Source organism: Mesorhizobium sp. M5C.F.Cr.IN.023.01.1.1, assembly GCF_003997585.1.
GTDB classification, from domain to species: domain Bacteria; phylum Pseudomonadota; class Alphaproteobacteria; order Rhizobiales; family Rhizobiaceae; genus Mesorhizobium; species Mesorhizobium wenxiniae.
Genome location: NZ_RZSU01000018.1, coordinates 68,321 through 85,550, shown reverse-complemented (window position 1 = coordinate 85,550; position 17,230 = coordinate 68,321). Strand labels below are relative to the sequence as shown.

The following is a 17,230-nucleotide window of genomic DNA, read 5'->3' as shown; positions in this document are numbered from 1 at the left end:
GTCGACAGAAACAGGGCAAAGAGGGCCACCGCCAGCGAGATCCTTCCCGCCATGAGCAATCTCGCTGCCAGATCGCGTCCCAGCGGGTCTGTCCCCAGATAATGGTGGCCGGTCAGCGGTGGGGAAAACCGAGCGCGCAAATCGATGTATAGCGAATCGTAGGGCAGGAGATGAGGGCCGAAGACGCATGCCAGCGTGAGGAGGGTGATCATCGCCACCCCCAGCAACGCCAGATGATGGCTCGTGAAACGGCGCACGGTGCGGCTGCGCCACCAGCGGCTTGGTCCTGCATTTGCGACGAGAGCGGTCATTTCGGGTGCCTCCTGTTGGGGCGTGAGGTTACGCGCTCAACCCAGACGAATGCGCGGGTCGACGATCGCCACGGCAATATCTGCGATCAGGTTGCCCAGAATGACGAGAATGGCTGAGAACATCAGCAGTCCCATCACGACCGGGTAGTCGCTGTAGCCAAGGCTGTCCAGGAACAGTCGACCCATCCCCGGCCAGGTAAACACGGTCTCCGTCACCAGCGCGCCGGTCAGGATGCTGGGAAGTTGGACCCCGGCCAGCGTGATCATCGGCAGAAGCGCATTGCCGACGACGTGTTTCATTATGACTCGGCGCTCGGTCAGGCCCTTGGCGCGGGCAGTCTTGACGAAATCCTGGCTGATGGCGTCGAGGGTGGCGGTGCGCATGTAGCGGCTCCAGATCGCGACATGCACCAGCGACAGCACGACGCTCGGCAGGATCAAATGGTGCAGGTAGTTCAGCACCGAACCGTCACCGATCGTGTACATGTTGCCCGCGGGCACCCAGCCGAGCTTGAGCGAGAAGATGTAGATGCCGACGAGTCCGAACCAGAAGGTCGGGATCGACAGCGCGACCATAGCTCCGACCGTCGCCACATGGTCGAACAGCGAATAGCGATGCGTGGCGCCACGAATGCCGATCCAGGTGCCGATCGCGATCGCAATCGCGGTGGACGTCCCCATCAGCAGCAACGTGGCGAAGAGATGCCGGCCTATAACCGATAGCACCGTCGAACCGTCGCGGAAGGAGTGGCCCCAGTCGCCCTGGAGAAGCCGCCAGGCCCAGTCGAGATATTGCATCCACAGCGGCCGATTCAGCCCCATTTGCTCTTTCAGGCGATCGAGATCGTCCTGCGTCATGCTGGGATCGAGCCCGAATTGCGCCAGCGGGCCGCCCGGTAGCAGGTTCAGGACGAGGAACCCGATGACCGAGACGATCAGGAGCAGGATGAGGCTCTGTAAGAGCCGGTTGAGCAGGAAGCCGCGCATTTCAACTCTCCTCTTTCGAGACAGCGCCGATGACTGACCGCCGCCGCAGGGCGGCGGCGGCATAAGTATGTCAGTCCTTCCAATGCCATCCGGCGGCATGCCAGGATGCGACGCGGGCGTTGGAATTTGCCTCGAAACCCTCCAGCCCTTCCTTGCGGCCGAACACATTGGCGTAGGCAAACAGAGGCAGGAACGGCAGATCCTGCCGAACAATTTCCTGAACACGCAGATAGATGGCGCGCCGCTCTTCCCGATCGAAGGTGCGGGTGCCCTTGTCGAGCAGCGCATCGACCTCCGGGTTGGAGTATTGGCCTGTGTTCGAGCCCTTTCCGCCCTTCGCGACGATTGCCTTGGTGTGCAGGCGGTTGGAAACGTCGGGATCGCCTGCGATGACATTGGTAACACCGGAAATCGCTGACTCGAACTGCGATTTGAGCCAGAAATCGCCCCACATGACGGCGGCCGGCAGGTTCGAGATGGTCATCTCCACCCCGATCTCGGCGAATGTCTGCTGCAGAAACTGCTGGGTCTGCTCGCGCAGGTGGTTGCCGGAGGTGGTGGAGTTGGCGAACGACAGACGCACCCCGTCCTTCACCCGTATTCCATCGGCTCCCGGTACCCAACCAGCCTCGTCGAGGATCTGGCGCGCGCGCTCGATGTTGAACTCCTGCGCCGGCAGGTTCGGATTGTAGTAGTAGGAATTCTGCGGCATGAACGTCTCGGTGGGGCTGTGGACCCCGTAATAAAGACCTTCGAGGATCGCTTTCCTATCTATTGCGGCGTAGAGCGCCTGGCGGACCGCCGGGTCCTTGAATTGCGGCTTCTCAAGATTGAGATAGATCGACTCGACCGATGCCCCGCGCTCCAACACGACCACGCGATCCGATAGTTTGCTGGCTTCCGCGTAGTGGTCGGCGGTTATGAATGCCTGATCGACAAGATCAATGTCGCCGCTCTTGAACTGGGTGTAGAGCACTGTCATGTCGGGGATGTATTTGAAGACGAGCCGCTCCAAATAGGGGCCCTCCCCGGCATAGTCCGTGTTCGCGACGAGTTCGATATGATCGCCGGCGATGCGCTGCGCCCACTTGAATGCGCCAGTGCCGACAGGCGCCTGATTGAAGGCGGCGGCGTTCGGGTCGGCCTCTTTTTCGAGGATGTGCTTGGGAACCATGAAGGTTTCGGCGAGAAACGACAGGTAGGGGGCGAAAGCCTCCTCCGTCCGCCAGGTGAGCTCGGTCGGCGAGACCACCTTGATGTCGCGCACCAGCGAATGGCCCGCCGTGCGCCACGCGCGGAATTTCGGATTGGTGATGAGCTCAAGCGTGAACTTCACGTCCTCGGCCGTGAAGGGTTGGCCGTCGTGCCAGCGGACGTCATCACGCAGGCGGATCCGCCACAAAAGTCCATCCTCCGAGATGCCGCCGTTTTTTTGGCTTGGCACTTCGACCACAAGATTGGGCTGAAGAACGCCCTTTGGGTCTATTCGAACGAGTGCATCAAACACTGAGAAATGCACAGCGTCGTCGCACTCGGTATGCGGCATCAGTGGATTGAAGACGGTGGGTTCCTGCGAAAATCCGACGACGACGCGGCCGGTCGGGCTCGCTGGCGGGGTCTCGGCGAAGGCGGGTTTGCCCAAAAGATTGGGCGCAATGAGGCCTGCCGCCCCGCCTATCGCCATCAATCGAAGGGCGTCGCGTCGCGAGTAGTTCGATTTGGAGTTTGTATGTTCAGTCATTGGAATTCCCCTTGTTCTGGCGGTATCCGCCGTGGCTCTTTACCCGTTTGCTGCAACCGGGCGGGTAGATCCCGGCTGCTCTCCAGGAATCGCCGCCACCAGCTCACGCGTGTAGGCTGATTGCGGGTCGAGGAAGATTTGCGAGGGTGGTCCGCGTTCAACGATCCGCCCTTTCTGCATCACCGCGATTTCGTCGCAGATCTGGCTGGCGACGCGCAGATCGTGGGTGATGAAGACCATCGACACGCCGGTCTCTCGCTGGATCTGGTCAAGCAGCTTCAGGATCTGGGCCTGGATCGACACGTCGAGCGCCGACACAGCTTCGTCGGCGATCAGCAGCTTGGGCTTGAACATCAGCGCCCGAGCGATGCCTATGCGCTGGCGCTGCCCACCGGAAAATTCGTGCGGATAGCGGCCAAAGGCGCCGGCATCGAGCCCGACATGAGCCAAAAGCGCCTTCGCTTCTTCACGCGCTTGGGCATAGGGCATACCGTGCGCGACTGGGCCAACGGTCAGGATGTGGCCGACAGTCGAACGCGGGTTGAGCGACGCGAAGGGGTCCTGGAAGATCATCTGGACCCGCGGCCGCAGCGGGCGGAACTCGGCTTCGGAAAGCCTGGCAATGTCGCGGCCCTCGAACAGAATCCCGCCGCCGTCACTGTCCAGCAGCTTAATCAGAAGCCGGCCAAGCGACGATTTGCCGGAACCGCTCTCGCCAACGACGCCCAGCGTGCGCCCGGGCGCCAGATCGAACGAGACCTCGTTGACCGCGGGCACGACGCGCTGCGAGCTGAACAGGGAACTGCCGCTGCGGTAGGTCTTCATCAGGCCTTCGACCTTCAGGATCGGCGCTTTGTCGGCCGTCTCCAGAGGAACGCGGTCCTCACCGGTCAGGTGCGGGACGGCTGCGATAAGGCGCCGGGTGTAGGGATGGCCAGGCGACTTCAGGACCTGTTGAGCGCTACCCTGCTCGACGATGTGGCCCTTCTCCATCACCACGACACTGTCTGCGATCTCGGCCACCACCCCGAAGTCATGGGTGATGAACATGACGCTCATTCCCTTGCGTCGCTGAATCTCGCGGATCAGCTCCAGAATCTGCGCCTGGGTGGTCACGTCGAGCGCGGTCGTCGGTTCATCCGCGATCAGGATCGTGGGCTCGAGTGCTAGCGCCATGGCGATCATCACCCGCTGCCGCTGCCCGCCGGAGAGGCGGAACGGATACTGGTGGTACATGAGTTCCGGGTCCGGCAGTCCCACCTCAGTCAGCAACTCGATAGCGCGGCCGCGACGGGATTTCGGAGTGCCGACGCTATGCGCCGCCATGACCTCGTCGATCTGTGCACCCACGGTCATCAACGGATTGAGCGCCGACAGCGGATCCTGGAAAATCATCGACACAACCCGGCCGCGTAGGCTGCGCAGCTTGTCGGCCGACATGCCTATGATGTTCATCCCATCCAGCTGGATGGCCCCCGAGGAGACGCGGATCACCTTGGGCAGAAGCCCCATGATCGCATTGGCTGTGACAGACTTCCCCGATCCGGATTCGCCGATGATGCACAGGATTTGGCCGCGCCTCAGATCAAAGGAAATGTTCTCGACGGCATGGGTCCGTTCCATGCCTTCCGGCAAATTCACCGTGAGGTCGCGTATCGAAAGCGCCACATCGTGGGGGGCTACAGCCTGGATGCTTGCGACCATCGAGATCACCTCCCCTTTAAACCGAACGGGTCCACGCTGTTGCGGACCGAATCATCGCCCTTTGAGCAGAAGCCCCTCACCGGAGCGACCGTCGTCTGGCCATCTCGGCGCTTCGCGCCCTGAGGCTGTGAGAAACGGATTCTGCTCATCCTGGCGGCTCCCTTGATGAAATCCGGTCCGTGTACCGGACACTGTTCCCTTTTCTTGGAGAACTCTCCGAAGGCGTAAGCCCTGCCTATCGGAAGTCCTCTGGAGCTTGCCTGCCATAGGGAAGGGTTGCTCCGTTCTTTCAGCCAGTTTGAATGTTTTGTTTCCGCAGAGTCATCGAAACTTGGCCCTCGGGCGGCAGGAACTTCTGAAAAGAACGTCCAGTTCGGCATTTCACTCTGCAGCTGGTCGGGGCCCGCGACATGATCCGGCAATCATATCCTTCATGCGGCAATACGCGCCCACGACGGGCAGGAACCAGGGCTTCCGGCGTGCATCCGCACCGTGTGCCACGCAATGCGGTCCAGCGGAACGGTGTCCGTGCGGCCCATCGCAATGTAGGCCAAGGCACTGCCGATCAGGGTCGGCAACCGTGCGCCGCGCCCTGAATAGCCATGCCGTAGATGTGACGCGACTGCATGAAGTGTACTCCTGCTTGCCCCGGTGACAGCGAGCTTTTCGCGCAACAATTGCCCGTCCTAGAGGCCGCTAACCGCACGATATTCCGTCCAGGCACAAACTTCGCGGCCTGCCTCTGCAGGGGGCAGGTTAGGATGCTTCAAATTACCGGAGTCCCCATCCATGCCCGCGCCGCTCATGCACATCGATTCCAGCCCATCCTTGCCTCGCGAGGCGGACGTCGTCGTCATCGGCGGCGGTGTGGTAGGCGTATTCACGGCATATTATCTCGCACGCCGCGGCGTCAGCGTCGCCCTGCTGGAGAAGGGGCGCGTTGCCGCCGAACAGTCCAGCCGCAACTGGGGCTGGTGCCGCCAGCAGAACCGTGACGCGCGCGAGTTGCCGATGGCGACCAAGAGCCTCGATCTCTGGGAAAAAGTGGCGCAGGACACTGGCGAAGACACCGGCTTTCGCCGTTGCGGGCTGCTCTATCTCTCGCAGAACGACGATGAACTCGCAGGTTGGGCAAAGTGGCGCGATTTTGCAAGGACGGTCGGCATCACGACGCATATGCTGAGCGCGGAAAAAGCCACCGAACGGGGCAAAGCGACCGGCCGCAAGTGGAAGGGCGGCGTTTTCTCACCGACCGACGGAACGGCAGACACCTCGAGGGCGGTACCTGTAGCCGCGCGTGGGATCATGGCGGCTGGCGGCTCCGTACATCAAAGTTGCGCGGCTCGCGGCATAGAGTTGAGCGCCGGCCGGGTCAGCGCCGTCGTTACGGAAGCGGGAACCATCCGGACAAGGACCGTGGTCATGGCCGGAGGCGCGTGGGCTTCTTCCTTCTGCAACCAGCTTGGTATTCGTTTCCCGCAAGCTGCCGTGCGTCAGTCCATTCTAGCCGTAGCGCCAGGCGTAAATGGTCTGCCGGATGCCCTGCATACCGCGCGCGTCTCGCTGACGCGGCGCGGCAACGGTGGATATACGCTGGCGATCAGCGGGCGGGCGCGAGTCGATCCAACACCGCAGCAGCTCAGGTTCAGCCGCGAGTTCGTGCCCATGTTCGCCCGCCGCTGGCGCAGTCTGGCCCCGGGAGCGTTCGAGGGCTGGCGTCAAGGTCATGAAAGCCTGAGGAAATGGGTACTTGACGCCGTGACACCAATGGAACGGAATCGGATTCTCGACCCCAAACCTGACATGAGGCAGATTCGGCTGACATATCGACGAGCCTGCGAATTGATGCCCGAACTCAAGCGCGTCGCGATCTCCGATGCCTGGGCGGGTTATATCGACAGCACGCCCGATGGCATTCCCGCAGTCGGTGAAATCGAGGGGATTCCGGGTTTTATCCTGGCGGCGGGATTCAGCGGTCACGGCTTCGGGATCGGCCCCGGCGCGGGGCATATGATCGCCGACATCATCACGGGCAGCGAGCCGATCGTCGATCCACGTCCTTATAGGCCGGAGCGCCTGAAGACCGCTGCGTGGGGCAAGGTCGCTGAATTCTGAGAAGACCGATTTGCCAACGTCCAACCGGTCGCACTCGAGATCGAGGCAGCGAGGCGGCCAGCACTGAAAACAGGGAAAGTGACGATGCGCGAATATGAGATTGCCGCCATTCCAGCCGACGGGATCGGGCCAGAGGTCATTGCCGCCGGTCTCCAGGCGCTTGAGACACTTGAAGAGCGCTGCGGCGACTTCAAGCTGCGCGTCAAGCACTTCGACTGGGGCTCAGACTACTACAAGGCCCATGGTCGGATGATGCCCGAAGATGGTGTGACGCAACTGAAGCCTTTCGACGCTATCTTCTTTGGCGCGGTCGGTGCTCCCGATGTGCCCGACGACATCACGCTCTGGGGCCTCCGGCTGCCGATTTGCCAGGGCTTTGATCAGTACGCGAACGTGCGGCCAACCAGGATACTGCCGGGCATTGCTTCTCCGCTGGCGGGCGTCGGCCCTGGCGATCTGGATTGGGTGATCGTGCGGGAGAATTCCGAGGGCGAGTATTCGGGCCACGGCGGCCGCGCCCATCGCGGCCTCCCCGAGGAAGTCGGAACCGAGGTCGCGATCTTCACGCGCGTCGGCGTCACCCGCATCATGCGCTATGCATTCCGGCTGGCGCAGTCACGGCCGCGAAAGCTCCTGACAGTTGTTACGAAATCCAACGCGCAGCGTCACGGCATGGTAATGTGGGACGAAATCGCCGCCGAGGTGGCACGGGAATTCCCGGACGTCACGTGGGACAAGATGCTGGTTGATGCTATGACGGCGCGTATGACGCTGAAACCACGGAGCCTCGATACGATTGTCGCCACCAATCTTCACGCCGACATATTGTCAGACCTTGCAGGCGCGCTTGCGGGCAGCCTCGGTGTAGCACCGACCGCCAATATTGATCCCGAGCGGCGCTACCCCTCGATGTTCGAGCCTATCCACGGCTCGGCATTCGACATTGCCGGCAAAGGTATCGCCAACCCTGTCGCCACCTTCTGGACCGTTGCCCAGATGCTTGACCATCTGGGCGAAAGCGAAGCGGCCGACCGGCTGATGCGCGCTGTGGAATCGGTGACAAGGGAAGGCGTGCTGACGCCGGACGTTGGTGGCACCGCGACCACGCAGGAAGTAACGGACGCCGTTTGCCGGACGATCCGCGGTTCGAACGTGTGACAGGTTTCTGATGAAGCTCGACAAGATCGACATCAAAATTCTCTCCGAGCTGCAAAAGAACGGGCGCATATCCAACGTCGAGCTTGCCGAGCTGGTGTATCTGTCACCGAGCCCCTGCCTGATGCGGGTCAAGAAGCTTCAGGCGGAAGGCTTCATCACCGGTTATTCCGCCCAGATCGACGTCTCCAAGCTCGGGCAGACGTTAACGGTCTTCACCGAGATAACGCTCAGGAACCATCGGCAGAACGACTTCGCGCGGTTTCTTGCCACCGTCGAGAAGATCGATTCCGTCATCGAATGCCATCTTGTTTCAGGCGGCTACGACTACCTGGTGAAGTTTGTCACAGCGGGAATCACCGAATACCAGACGGTCATGGAGCGCCTTGTCGAAATGGACATCGGCATCGACAAATATTTCAGCTTCGTCGTGCTGAAATCCCCTATCGTGAAATCTCACCTGCCGCTCGACGCCATATTCGACAGATGAGGAAGAGGCTGCCCCGCGCATGCGGCGGCAGTCTGGACGATCATCTTTTCATTGCTGCCCGCACGTCCTTGTCTTCGAGGGTTTGATCCAGCGTCATCCGCGTGCGTTCGAGGATTCCATCGATATCGTCCTCCGTGCAGCAGAGCGGCGGCGCATAGCCCAGGATGCCGCTGTTGAAGGCGCGGATGACGAGGCCGTTCGCCCATGCGCGGTCGAAAATACGGCGACCCGGATCGGCTGCCACCGGCAGGGGCGTCTTGCGCTCCTTGTCAGTGACCAACTCGACCGCGGCGAGCATGCCGCGACCGCGAATATCGCCAACCAGCGGGTGGTCGGCGAGCGAGCGAAGGCCTTCCATCAAGCGCTTCCCGGCCTTCCGCCCGTTCTCGAGCAAGCCCTCTTCGTAGAGACGCAGGCATTCCAGCCCCACCGCCGCGCTCACGGGATGGGCTGAATAGGTGGAGCCATGGCCGACAGGCGCTTTGCCGGCTCCATCCGCGATCGTATTGTAGACACGGTCCGACATGAAGACTGCGCCCATCGGCACGTAGCCCGAGGTCAGTCCCTTCGCCGTGGTCATGAAATCCGGCACCACATCGTCCTCGTCACAGGCGAAGAGCGGGCCGGTGCGGCCAAAGGCAGTGATGACTTCGTCGGCAACGAACAGAATGTCGTGTTCCTTGCACACGGCGTGCAGGGCCTTCAGCCAGCCTGTCGGTGGAACGAGGACTCCGCCCGAACCCTGAATGGGTTCGGCGTAGAAGGCCGCAACGCGGTCCGCGCCGAGTTCCGCGATCTTGGCGCGCAGGGCCGCGACCGATGCGTCGATAATCGTCTGCGGATCGGAACCGACCGGATTGCGATAGGCGTAGTGCGAGGGAATCTTGTGCTGCCAGTCGTAAGGCACGCCGAAGCCCGCATGGAAAGCGGGGATCGCGGTCAGACCGGACCCTGCCGTCGAGGATCCGTGGTAGCCATACTCGACCGAGATGAACTGGTCCTTTTGCGGCGTACCCTTGGCATGGTAGTAGTAGCGAATGAAACGGATCGTGCTGTCGACTGCGTCGGAACCGCCCAGCGTGAAATAGACATGGTTCAGATCGCCGGGCGCCAGTTCGGCAAGTCTGGCAGCAAGACGAATGGCAGGCTCGGACCCCAGTCCGAAATATCCCGTCGCATAGGGAAGCTCTCTTAGCTGCTTGGCCGCTGCCTCAACGACGCTTTCCTGCCCGTATCCGATGTTTACACACCATAGACCGGCGAATCCGTCCAGCAGCGTTTTCCCGCTTGCATCGGTCACCATCGCGCCCTTGGCGGATTTGAGCACCCGCACACCGGTTTCCTCGTGGCTCCGATAGCATGAAAACGGGTGAACCAGATGTGCGCGATCGAGTTCGATCAGTGAGTTTGCCAGCATTTCTTCCTCCGATTCAACCGAGTGCCTGACTGACCAACGCATATGTGCGGTGATGCGCGGGCTTGCTTTCTTTGTGCGTGGCCATGGAGCGTCGCATCGTGATCCCACCGCCGACGTGCGCGAGCCCGCGCCCGGTGAGCCATTCAGCGAGATTTGTGGAACCATCCGTATCGATACGGACAAACCTGCCCTGGTGATGGGCGAGCAGAAAGTCGATCAGCGCCTTGGCTTCGGTACCGTTTCTCGCCACCGCTGGGCCGATGACCAAGCCTCGACCGAACGGGCGGATCGCCCCAAAGGCCTGGACTTCGCCTTCGTCACGAACAACGGCGAACTTCGCCCGCTCTCGCAAGAGCTGCATCAGCGCCGAACGGTCATATCCATACGCCGCGCGATCCAGCGCCACGAGGCGGCCATGATCGGCGCTCTCGCTCCAGGATACATGGTCCAGTGCGTCGACAGACGGCGCCACGCCTTGGTGCTGCACGATCTTGCCAGTCGCGACAAAACCCAGCTTCTCATAAAGCGGGAGCCCTTCCTGTGTCGCCACCAGATAGCATGTGCGCTCACCCGCCTTGGCAAGCGCCTCTTCCATCATCTTTCGGCCGAGTCCGCGGCCGCGCATGGCCGCATCGACGATCACCATGTTGATGGTGGCGGCATCGTCGCCATAGGGGGTCATCATGATGGTCGCCACCACGCGTTCTTCTTCCAGAGCGACGATCCCCCGGCTGACCGACTGGACCAGCTCCCAATCCTCGCGGCGATGCGGCCATTTAACTTGGCGAGACAACTCGACAGCACCTTCCAGGTGCCCCGGTGTCATCTCTTCAAGAATGATCTGTCGCGTGGTCATGATGAATTCCGGCCTTCGTCTTCAGGTGCTAACGGTAGACCACCAAAGACAGCAGTTCCTCCCGACCGGCAGCCATGCGCCACGCGTTTTCACTATCCTTCGCCGCTCGCGCCGCATCTTCTGCCGAAGCATGGCCGACAGGCCGCGCTGCTCCAAAAGCTCAAAAGGACACCTGGCGCAACTCTCTGCCAAACCGGCGATGCAATACGAAACGATCTGCTTCAGGTCGCGGCGAATGCGGCCGTTAGTCCTCCAGATCTCCGACTATGGTGATTGTGGTACAGGCAGGCTGTGCCGAGAAAACTAGGAGGATGGTCGCCATGTCGACTTTCAGACCGAAATACATCACCTTCGACTGCTACGGCACGCTCACCAATTTCGATATGGCCGGTGCCGCGCGGCGCGTCTACGGCTCGCAGCTTTCGCCTGCGGCGTTGACGCAGTTTATCAAGGACTTCGCCGCCTATCGCCTGGACGAGGTTCTTGGCGCCTGGAAGCCCTACCTCGATGTCGTGCACAATTCCGTGGAACGCACCTGCAAGCGCAACGGCATCGCATTCCGGCCCGAGGATGCCCAGCGCATCTATGAGGAAGTGCCGACATGGGGTCCGCATCCGGATGTGCCGGCGGGTCTGGCCAAGGTCGCCAAGGAGATTCCGCTGGTGATCCTGTCGAACGCCATGAACAGCTTGATCATGTCGAACGTAGAAAAGCTGGGCGCGCCGTTCCACATGGTCATCACCGCCGAGGAGACCGGCGCCTACAAGCCGCGGATGCAGGGCTTCGAATACATGCTCGACAAGCTTGGCTGCGGACCGGAGGACATTACCCATGTCTCCTCCTCGTTCCGCTACGACCTGATGACCGCCTACGACCTCGGCATCAAGAGCAAGGTCTGGGTGAACCGCGGCCACGAGCCCGCCAATCCCTTCTACGAGTACACCGAGATCAAGGGTATCGGCGAGCTGGCCGCCGCCGTCGGCCTGGAGCCCATTCGGGAAGTTGCTTGAAGCGGGCCGGCCATCGCGGCATCCGAAGTATCAAATGCGAAAGGGGCGGTTCGACCGCCCCTTTCGCATTGCTGGTCTCGCTCTTGACATTCCGGAAAAGCCTCTAATGCAACCCGCCGACGTGGAGCGTCTTGACCTCCAGATATTCCTCAATCCCCAGCTGCGATCCTTCGCGCCCCAGCCCCGACTGCTTCACACCGCCGAACGGCGCGACCTCTGTCGAGATCAGACCGGTGTTGAGTCCGACCATACCGAACTCCAGCGCCTCGGCGACACGCCACGATCGTTTGAGGTTCTCCGTGTAGAAATAGGCGGCAAGGCCGAAGGGTGTTCCATTGGCGATCGCAATTGCTTCCTCCTCGCTTTCAAAACGGAACAACGGCGCAACGGGCCCGAACGTCTCTTCCGACGCCAGCAGCATTTCGGTCGTGGCGTCGCCAAGCAGAATAGGCCGGGCGTATTGTTTCCCTTCCGGCACTGCTTCGCTCCGGGCAATTATCCGGGCGCCTTTCTCCAAAGCATCGGCGACATGCCGCTCGATCTTCTCGATGGCGGCACCATTGATCATCGGCCCGATCACGACGCCCTCCTCTGTACCGGCGCCAACCTTCATCTCTGCAACTCGGCTGGCGAGCTTCGCAGCAAACGCCTCATAGATGCCTGCCTGCACGAGAATGCGGTTGGCACAGACGCAAGTCTGGCCGCCATTGCGAAATTTGGAGTTTACCGCCCCTTCGACAGCGAGATCGAGATCTGCGTCATCGAAGACGATGAAAGGCGCGTTCCCGCCGAGCTCGAGGCTGAGCCTTTTGATGCCGTCGGCGGCGCCCTTCATCAGAAGCGCGCCGACGCGGGTTGAACCGGTGAAGGAGATCTTGCGCACCGTTTCGTTGGCCATCAGCTCTTTGCCGATCTCCGCCGGCATGCCGGTTACGATGTTGATAACGCCTGCCGGGATGCCCGCTCGCTCCGCCAGGACGCCGAGCGCGAGCGCCGAAAATGGTGTGAACTCGGACGGCTTGATCACCACCGTGCAGCCGGCAGCCAGCGCGGGGGCGACTTTGCGCGTGATCATCGCGTTGGGGAAATTCCACGGGGTGATGACGGCGCAGACGCCGACTGCTTCCTTGAGAACCAGAATGCGGCGATCGGCAGTGGGTGACGGAATGGTCGAGCCACCGATCCGGCGCGCCTCCTCCGCAAACCATTTCACGAACGACGCGCCATAGCGGATCTCCGCGAGCGCCTCGGCAAGCGGCTTGCCCTGTTCCAGCGTCAGCAGAAGCGCCAAATCCTGTTCATGCCGGCGAATGAGTTCGTGCCAGCGTTCCAGCAGTCCCCCGCGCTCGGCATGAGTCTTCTTCTTCCAACTCCTGAATGCCTCGGCCGCAGCGCCGATCGCGGCCCTGGTCTCGTTGCCCCCCATGTCCGGAATGGTGCCGAGAACATTCAGGCTGGCAGGGTTGGTGACCTCGGCGACGGCCTTTGTGTCCGCTTCCCGCCAGACACCGCCAATCAAGGCCTGCTGGCGGAACAGGTCCGTATCGTTAAAGGTGCCAATCCTCGTGATCGCATTCATGGTCTTTTTCCTCTGCCCTTTCAGCTCAATGCCGCAAGCACGGCTCGCGTGATGGTTTCAGTCCGGTCCTTGCCTGCGATCGTGCCTATGCCCTGCGCGGTAATGGACTCGATTGCTGACATCACTTCTGCCGCAGTATGCCGCTCGCCCAGATGCTCGAGCATCATCGCACCGGACCAGATCGCGGCGATCGGATTGGCGACGCCGAGATGCGCGATATCGGGCGCCGACCCATGGACAGGCTCGAACATGGAAGGTGCGCTGCGATCGGGATTGATATTGGCAGAGGCGGCATAACCCAGCCCGCCCTGGATCGCCGCTCCGATATCGGTGAGGATGTCGCCAAACAGATTCGAGGCGACGATTACGTCGAGGCTTTCAGGCGCCAGCACCATGCGGGCAGCCATGGCGTCGATGTGGTAGTGCGAGACCTCTACATCGGGATAGTCTTTCGCTATCTCGCGCGTCACCTCATCCCAGAAAACCATGGAATGTTTCTGCGCGTTGGATTTGGTCACAGATGCGAGCTTCTTGCGGCGCGCCCGCGCCTGTTCGAAACCGAAACGCATGATCCGCTCGACACCCGGACGCGTGAAGATTGCTGTCTCAATCGCGACCTCATTGGCCGTGCCGGAATGGACGCGCCCGCCGGCGCCGGAATATTCGCCTTCCGTATTCTCGCGTATGCACAGGATGTCGAAGCCATCGGATCGGAGGGGCCCCTGGACGCCCGGCAACAGCCTGTGCGGTCGTATGTTGGCGTACTGCGTGAACCCTTTCCGGATCGGCAGGAGCAGCCCGTGTAGCGATACTGAGTCAGGCACTTCCGCGGACCACCCCACAGCGCCCAGGTAGATCGCATCGAATTTCCGAAGTGTCTCGATGCCGTCTGGCGGCATCATTGCGCCGGTTTCCAGGTAGTAGGCGCAGGACCATGGGAAGCGTTTGCCATCAAGGGCGAAACCGCCCCGTTTTGCCGCCGCCTGCATCACCTGCCATGCCGAATCGGTCACGTCCTTGCCGATGCCGTCGCCGGGGATGAGCGCTATGTTGTAGGTCGTCATTTGATGGAGGTCCTCATTCGCACTAGCGTTTCATCGGAACAATAATGGACCGCGCGCCGCATTTTCCGTCGAGGATGAGCCGCCCGACGGCGTCGAATCTCATCAGGCGGAACTTTAAAAGTCGTTTGTTCTGGAACAGCCACGCGCTCTATTCGGCCGGACCTTGAGCATTGAACTCAGTCATAAACGCAGACGTAGATCTTGCGCACGGTCTCGATCGTGCGCCAGACGCCGACGAAACCGGGCTTCATCACGAAGCTGTCGCCGGCGCGATAGGTCTTTGTCTCGCCTCCCTTCTCCTCGATTTCGATCACACCCGAAATGATGTGGCAAAACTCGTAGGTGGTGCCCTTGATCGAATGCGTCTCGCCGGGCGTCGCCTCCCAGACGCCGGTCAGAACCGCCTCACCTTTCGAGGCATCCTGCGCCCAGGTCTTGAAGGATGGAGTGCCGGAAATGAGTCGCTCCGGCAGCGGCAATGCCTCCTTCGGCGTGAAGGCGGGATTTGTGTCGACAGTGATCAGAAGTGACATGTGAGGTTTCCTTGTTAATAGCCGAGCCTCCGATCGACGAGGCCGATCAGAGCCTTCCCGGCGCGGTGGCGGCGGATGTTGTCCACGGCGGATTGCGCCGCCGTATGAGGTTGCGTCACCGAGGCGATGTGCGGCGTTATCACCACCTTCGGATGCGACCACAGCGGATGGTGTTCCGGAAGCGGTTCTGGATCAGTGACATCAAGCATCGCCGCAGATACGTGACCGGTGTCGAGCGCGTCGATCAGCGCGGCCTGGTCGAGTTGCGGACCTCGGCCGACATGCAGCAGCCGCGCCCCGGCGGGCAGTAGGTCGAAGAGCTTTGCATCGAGCATGCCGCCCGTTTGTTCCGTCAGCGGCAGCAGGCAGACGAGAATATCCGTTTGCTTCAGAAAGCCCGCGAGTTGGTCCGCGCCATGAAAACAGGCCACGCGCTCTACCCGCTTTTCGCTGCGGCTCCACCCGGCAAGTGGAAACTGGAACGGCTTCAAGCGCTCGATAGCCGCCTGCGCCAGCATGCCAAGGCCGAGGAAGCCAACCCGGCGTTCGGCCGCCTGTCGAGCGGCAATCGGTTGCCAGAGGCACCTTTTCTGCTGCTCGAGATAGGTGGGCAGCTCCCGGTGGAGCGCCAACACGCCTAGCGCGACGTATTCCTGCATCATGCGGATGATGCCATCCTCGACCATCCGCACAAGCTTCACATGGCTCGGCACCACGTCCTGCTTGAACTGGTCGACGCCCGCTCCGATGGAGAACAGCACTTCCAGATTGCGGTAGCGCGAGATCTCGTCCGGCACTGTCCAGGTAATGAGATAGCGCACCTTCTCCGGCTCCAACTCCTCGCCGGAATGGAAGAATTCCAGCTCCGGGAGCTCGCGCGCGAAGATCTCGCGGAACACCGCAGCACGCGCGGCATCGGAATTGAAAAGAAACGCCATGGAAACCGCCCCTTCCCTCAGGCCGCGAGACGCGCGCCGAGCCCGTGGATCATCTTCCGGCAAGCGGCGAGTTCACCGGTCTCGATATATTCGTCGGCACGGTGAGCACGGCCGATGTCGCCGGGGCCGCAAATGATCGCATCGATACCGGCCTGCTGATAAAGCCCGGCCTCCGTGCCGTAACTGACCGCTGTGAGCGGCTCCTGCCCCGTCAGCTCGGTCAGAACCGCCGCTAGCTCACTCCCCTTCGCGGGTGCAAGGGCGGGATAGGAACTCAACTCGTGCCAAATTACCTCGAAGCCGCTGTCGCGCAGGGCAAAAAGCCCAGACTTGACCGGCTCAAGCAGGGAGGATGGAGAAACGCCCGGCACGGCACGTACCTCGATATCGGCAGTGCAGTGGCCAGCGATGATGTTGACCGCCTGTCCACCGGCGATGACGCCCACCTGCAACGAAGAATATGGCGGCTCGAAATCTTCATCGAGCGGTCCGTCGGCGAGGGATTGGCCATAGGCCACGGCGTGCGTGATGACGCCGGCCATGGCGTGCACGGCATTGAGTCCGAGATCGGGGCGAGACGAATGGCCGGATCGCCCGACCACCTCGAGCCGCGCGGCGGCCTTCCCCTTGTGCGCGCGCACCGGCCGCATCCGGCTCGGCTCGCCGACAATCGCGCCAAGCGGCCTCTCGCATAGGCCTGGCAACGCAGCTAAGAGATGCGGCACGCCACGGCACCCCGCCTCTTCATCGTAGGAGAATGCGAGATGAATCGGCTGCCGCAGGTTCATCGCCGCAAGTTCTGGGAGCGCGGCCAATGCGCAGGCGAGAAAGCCCTTCATGTCGGTGGCGCCGCGGCCGTAAAGCCTGCCGCCCTCGCGGCGCAGGACAAACGGATCCGAGCTCCATTCCGGCTCGCCGGCCGGCACGACATCCACATGTCCGGAGATGATGTAGCCCCGACCCTCGCGCGGGCCGATCGTGACGAAGAGGTTGGACCGGTCGCCCTCGGGACCAGGAAGAACCGTCACCTCGGCTCCCGCTGCCTGACAGTAGTCGCGGATCCAATTGACGATCGCGCCGTTTGGGGCGCCCACAACAGAGGGAAATGCAATCAGGGTCGCGAGGATTTCTTCCACGTTCATGGCGGTCCGCTCTGCTTGCACATTGTCACCGGGTGCGACCAGCCTATCCGTAGGCAGCAGTGTTCCCTGCCGAATCGCGTCGTGCTTTGGCTGAAGATTGCGAAAAAACGCCCCGAACCAGCGAAACCTGCTGGCTTTCCCGTGTAAAGCTGCGGCAAATGAGGCCTGTCGCGACATGGCGTCGACGA

General features: G+C 61.7%; 14 protein-coding genes and 1 pseudogene. 4 read left to right on the top strand and 11 right to left on the bottom strand.

Annotation, left to right across the window (positions count from 1 at the left end):
• From EOA78_RS10375 to EOA78_RS10360, 4 genes and pseudogenes are all read right to left on the bottom strand, one after another.
• A pseudogene (locus EOA78_RS10375) lies at positions 1-311 on the bottom strand (peptide ABC transporter permease); the annotation flags it as partial.
• 36 nt (positions 312-347) lie between these two features.
• Positions 348-1,298 carry an ABC transporter permease gene (locus EOA78_RS10370; protein WP_127315073.1) on the bottom strand — a complete coding sequence of 317 codons (951 nt, stop codon included), beginning with the start codon at positions 1,296-1,298 and terminating at the stop codon, positions 348-350.
• A gap of 70 nt (positions 1,299-1,368) precedes the next feature.
• Positions 1,369-3,039 (bottom strand): peptide ABC transporter substrate-binding protein, encoded by a 1,671-nt coding sequence (locus EOA78_RS10365; RefSeq protein ID WP_127315072.1) that lies wholly within the window; start codon positions 3,037-3,039, stop codon positions 1,369-1,371.
• 39 nt (positions 3,040-3,078) lie between these two features.
• The gene (locus EOA78_RS10360) at positions 3,079-4,743 is read right to left on the bottom strand and encodes an ABC transporter ATP-binding protein (RefSeq protein ID WP_127315071.1); all 1,665 of its coding nucleotides are present in this window, start codon (positions 4,741-4,743) and stop codon (positions 3,079-3,081) included.
• Positions 4,744-5,532: 789 nt separating this feature from the next.
• Between EOA78_RS10360 and EOA78_RS10355 the strand changes: the two genes are divergently transcribed.
• The 3 genes from EOA78_RS10355 (at position 5,533) to EOA78_RS10345 (ending at position 8,503) form a co-directional block, all read left to right on the top strand.
• A complete protein-coding gene (locus EOA78_RS10355; RefSeq protein ID WP_127315070.1) occupies positions 5,533-6,858 on the top strand; it encodes an FAD-binding oxidoreductase in 1,326 nt (441 codons plus the stop codon).
• Positions 6,859-6,942: 84 nt separating this feature from the next.
• Complete coding sequence (locus tag EOA78_RS10350) at positions 6,943-8,016, top strand: tartrate dehydrogenase (protein WP_095520732.1); 1,074 nt, start codon at positions 6,943-6,945, stop codon at positions 8,014-8,016.
• 10 nt (positions 8,017-8,026) lie between these two features.
• Entirely contained in the window at positions 8,027-8,503 is a 477-nt protein-coding gene (locus EOA78_RS10345) for an Lrp/AsnC family transcriptional regulator (RefSeq protein WP_029352587.1), read from the top strand.
• 40 nt (positions 8,504-8,543) lie between these two features.
• Here EOA78_RS10345 and EOA78_RS10340 read toward each other — a convergent pair whose 3' ends face one another.
• Both EOA78_RS10340 and EOA78_RS10335 read right to left on the bottom strand, forming a co-directional pair.
• Positions 8,544-9,920 carry an aspartate aminotransferase family protein gene (locus EOA78_RS10340; protein ID WP_127315069.1) on the bottom strand — a complete coding sequence of 459 codons (1,377 nt, stop codon included), beginning with the start codon at positions 9,918-9,920 and terminating at the stop codon, positions 8,544-8,546.
• Between the two features lie 13 nt (positions 9,921-9,933).
• The gene (locus tag EOA78_RS10335; RefSeq protein WP_127315068.1) at positions 9,934-10,776 is read right to left on the bottom strand and encodes a GNAT family N-acetyltransferase; all 843 of its coding nucleotides are present in this window, start codon (positions 10,774-10,776) and stop codon (positions 9,934-9,936) included.
• Positions 10,777-11,096: 320 nt separating this feature from the next.
• On the opposite strand from EOA78_RS10335, the gene EOA78_RS10325 reads away from it, so the two are divergent.
• Positions 11,097-11,786: a haloacid dehalogenase type II gene (locus EOA78_RS10325; RefSeq protein WP_127315066.1), complete on the top strand. Its 690-nt coding sequence runs from the start codon at positions 11,097-11,099 to the stop codon at positions 11,784-11,786.
• A gap of 103 nt (positions 11,787-11,889) precedes the next feature.
• Here the strand turns inward: EOA78_RS10325 and EOA78_RS10320 are convergent, their stop codons facing one another.
• From EOA78_RS10320 to argE, 5 genes are all read right to left on the bottom strand, one after another.
• Positions 11,890-13,365, bottom strand: coding sequence for an NAD-dependent succinate-semialdehyde dehydrogenase (locus tag EOA78_RS10320; RefSeq protein ID WP_127315065.1), 1,476 nt, complete (start codon positions 13,363-13,365; stop codon positions 11,890-11,892).
• Positions 13,366-13,385: 20 nt separating this feature from the next.
• Positions 13,386-14,429, bottom strand: a complete 1,044-nt coding sequence (locus EOA78_RS10315) for a tartrate dehydrogenase (protein ID WP_127315064.1) — start codon at positions 14,427-14,429, stop codon at positions 13,386-13,388.
• 176 nt (positions 14,430-14,605) lie between these two features.
• Positions 14,606-14,962 (bottom strand): cupin domain-containing protein, encoded by a 357-nt coding sequence (locus EOA78_RS10310; RefSeq protein WP_127315063.1) that lies wholly within the window; start codon positions 14,960-14,962, stop codon positions 14,606-14,608.
• Positions 14,963-14,976: 14 nt separating this feature from the next.
• Positions 14,977-15,900, bottom strand: coding sequence for a glyoxylate/hydroxypyruvate reductase A (locus EOA78_RS10305; protein WP_127315062.1), 924 nt, complete (start codon positions 15,898-15,900; stop codon positions 14,977-14,979).
• Between the two features lie 17 nt (positions 15,901-15,917).
• The gene (argE, locus tag EOA78_RS10300) at positions 15,918-17,042 is read right to left on the bottom strand and encodes an acetylornithine deacetylase (RefSeq protein ID WP_127315081.1); all 1,125 of its coding nucleotides are present in this window, start codon (positions 17,040-17,042) and stop codon (positions 15,918-15,920) included.
• Between the last annotated feature and the right edge of the window lie 188 nt (positions 17,043-17,230).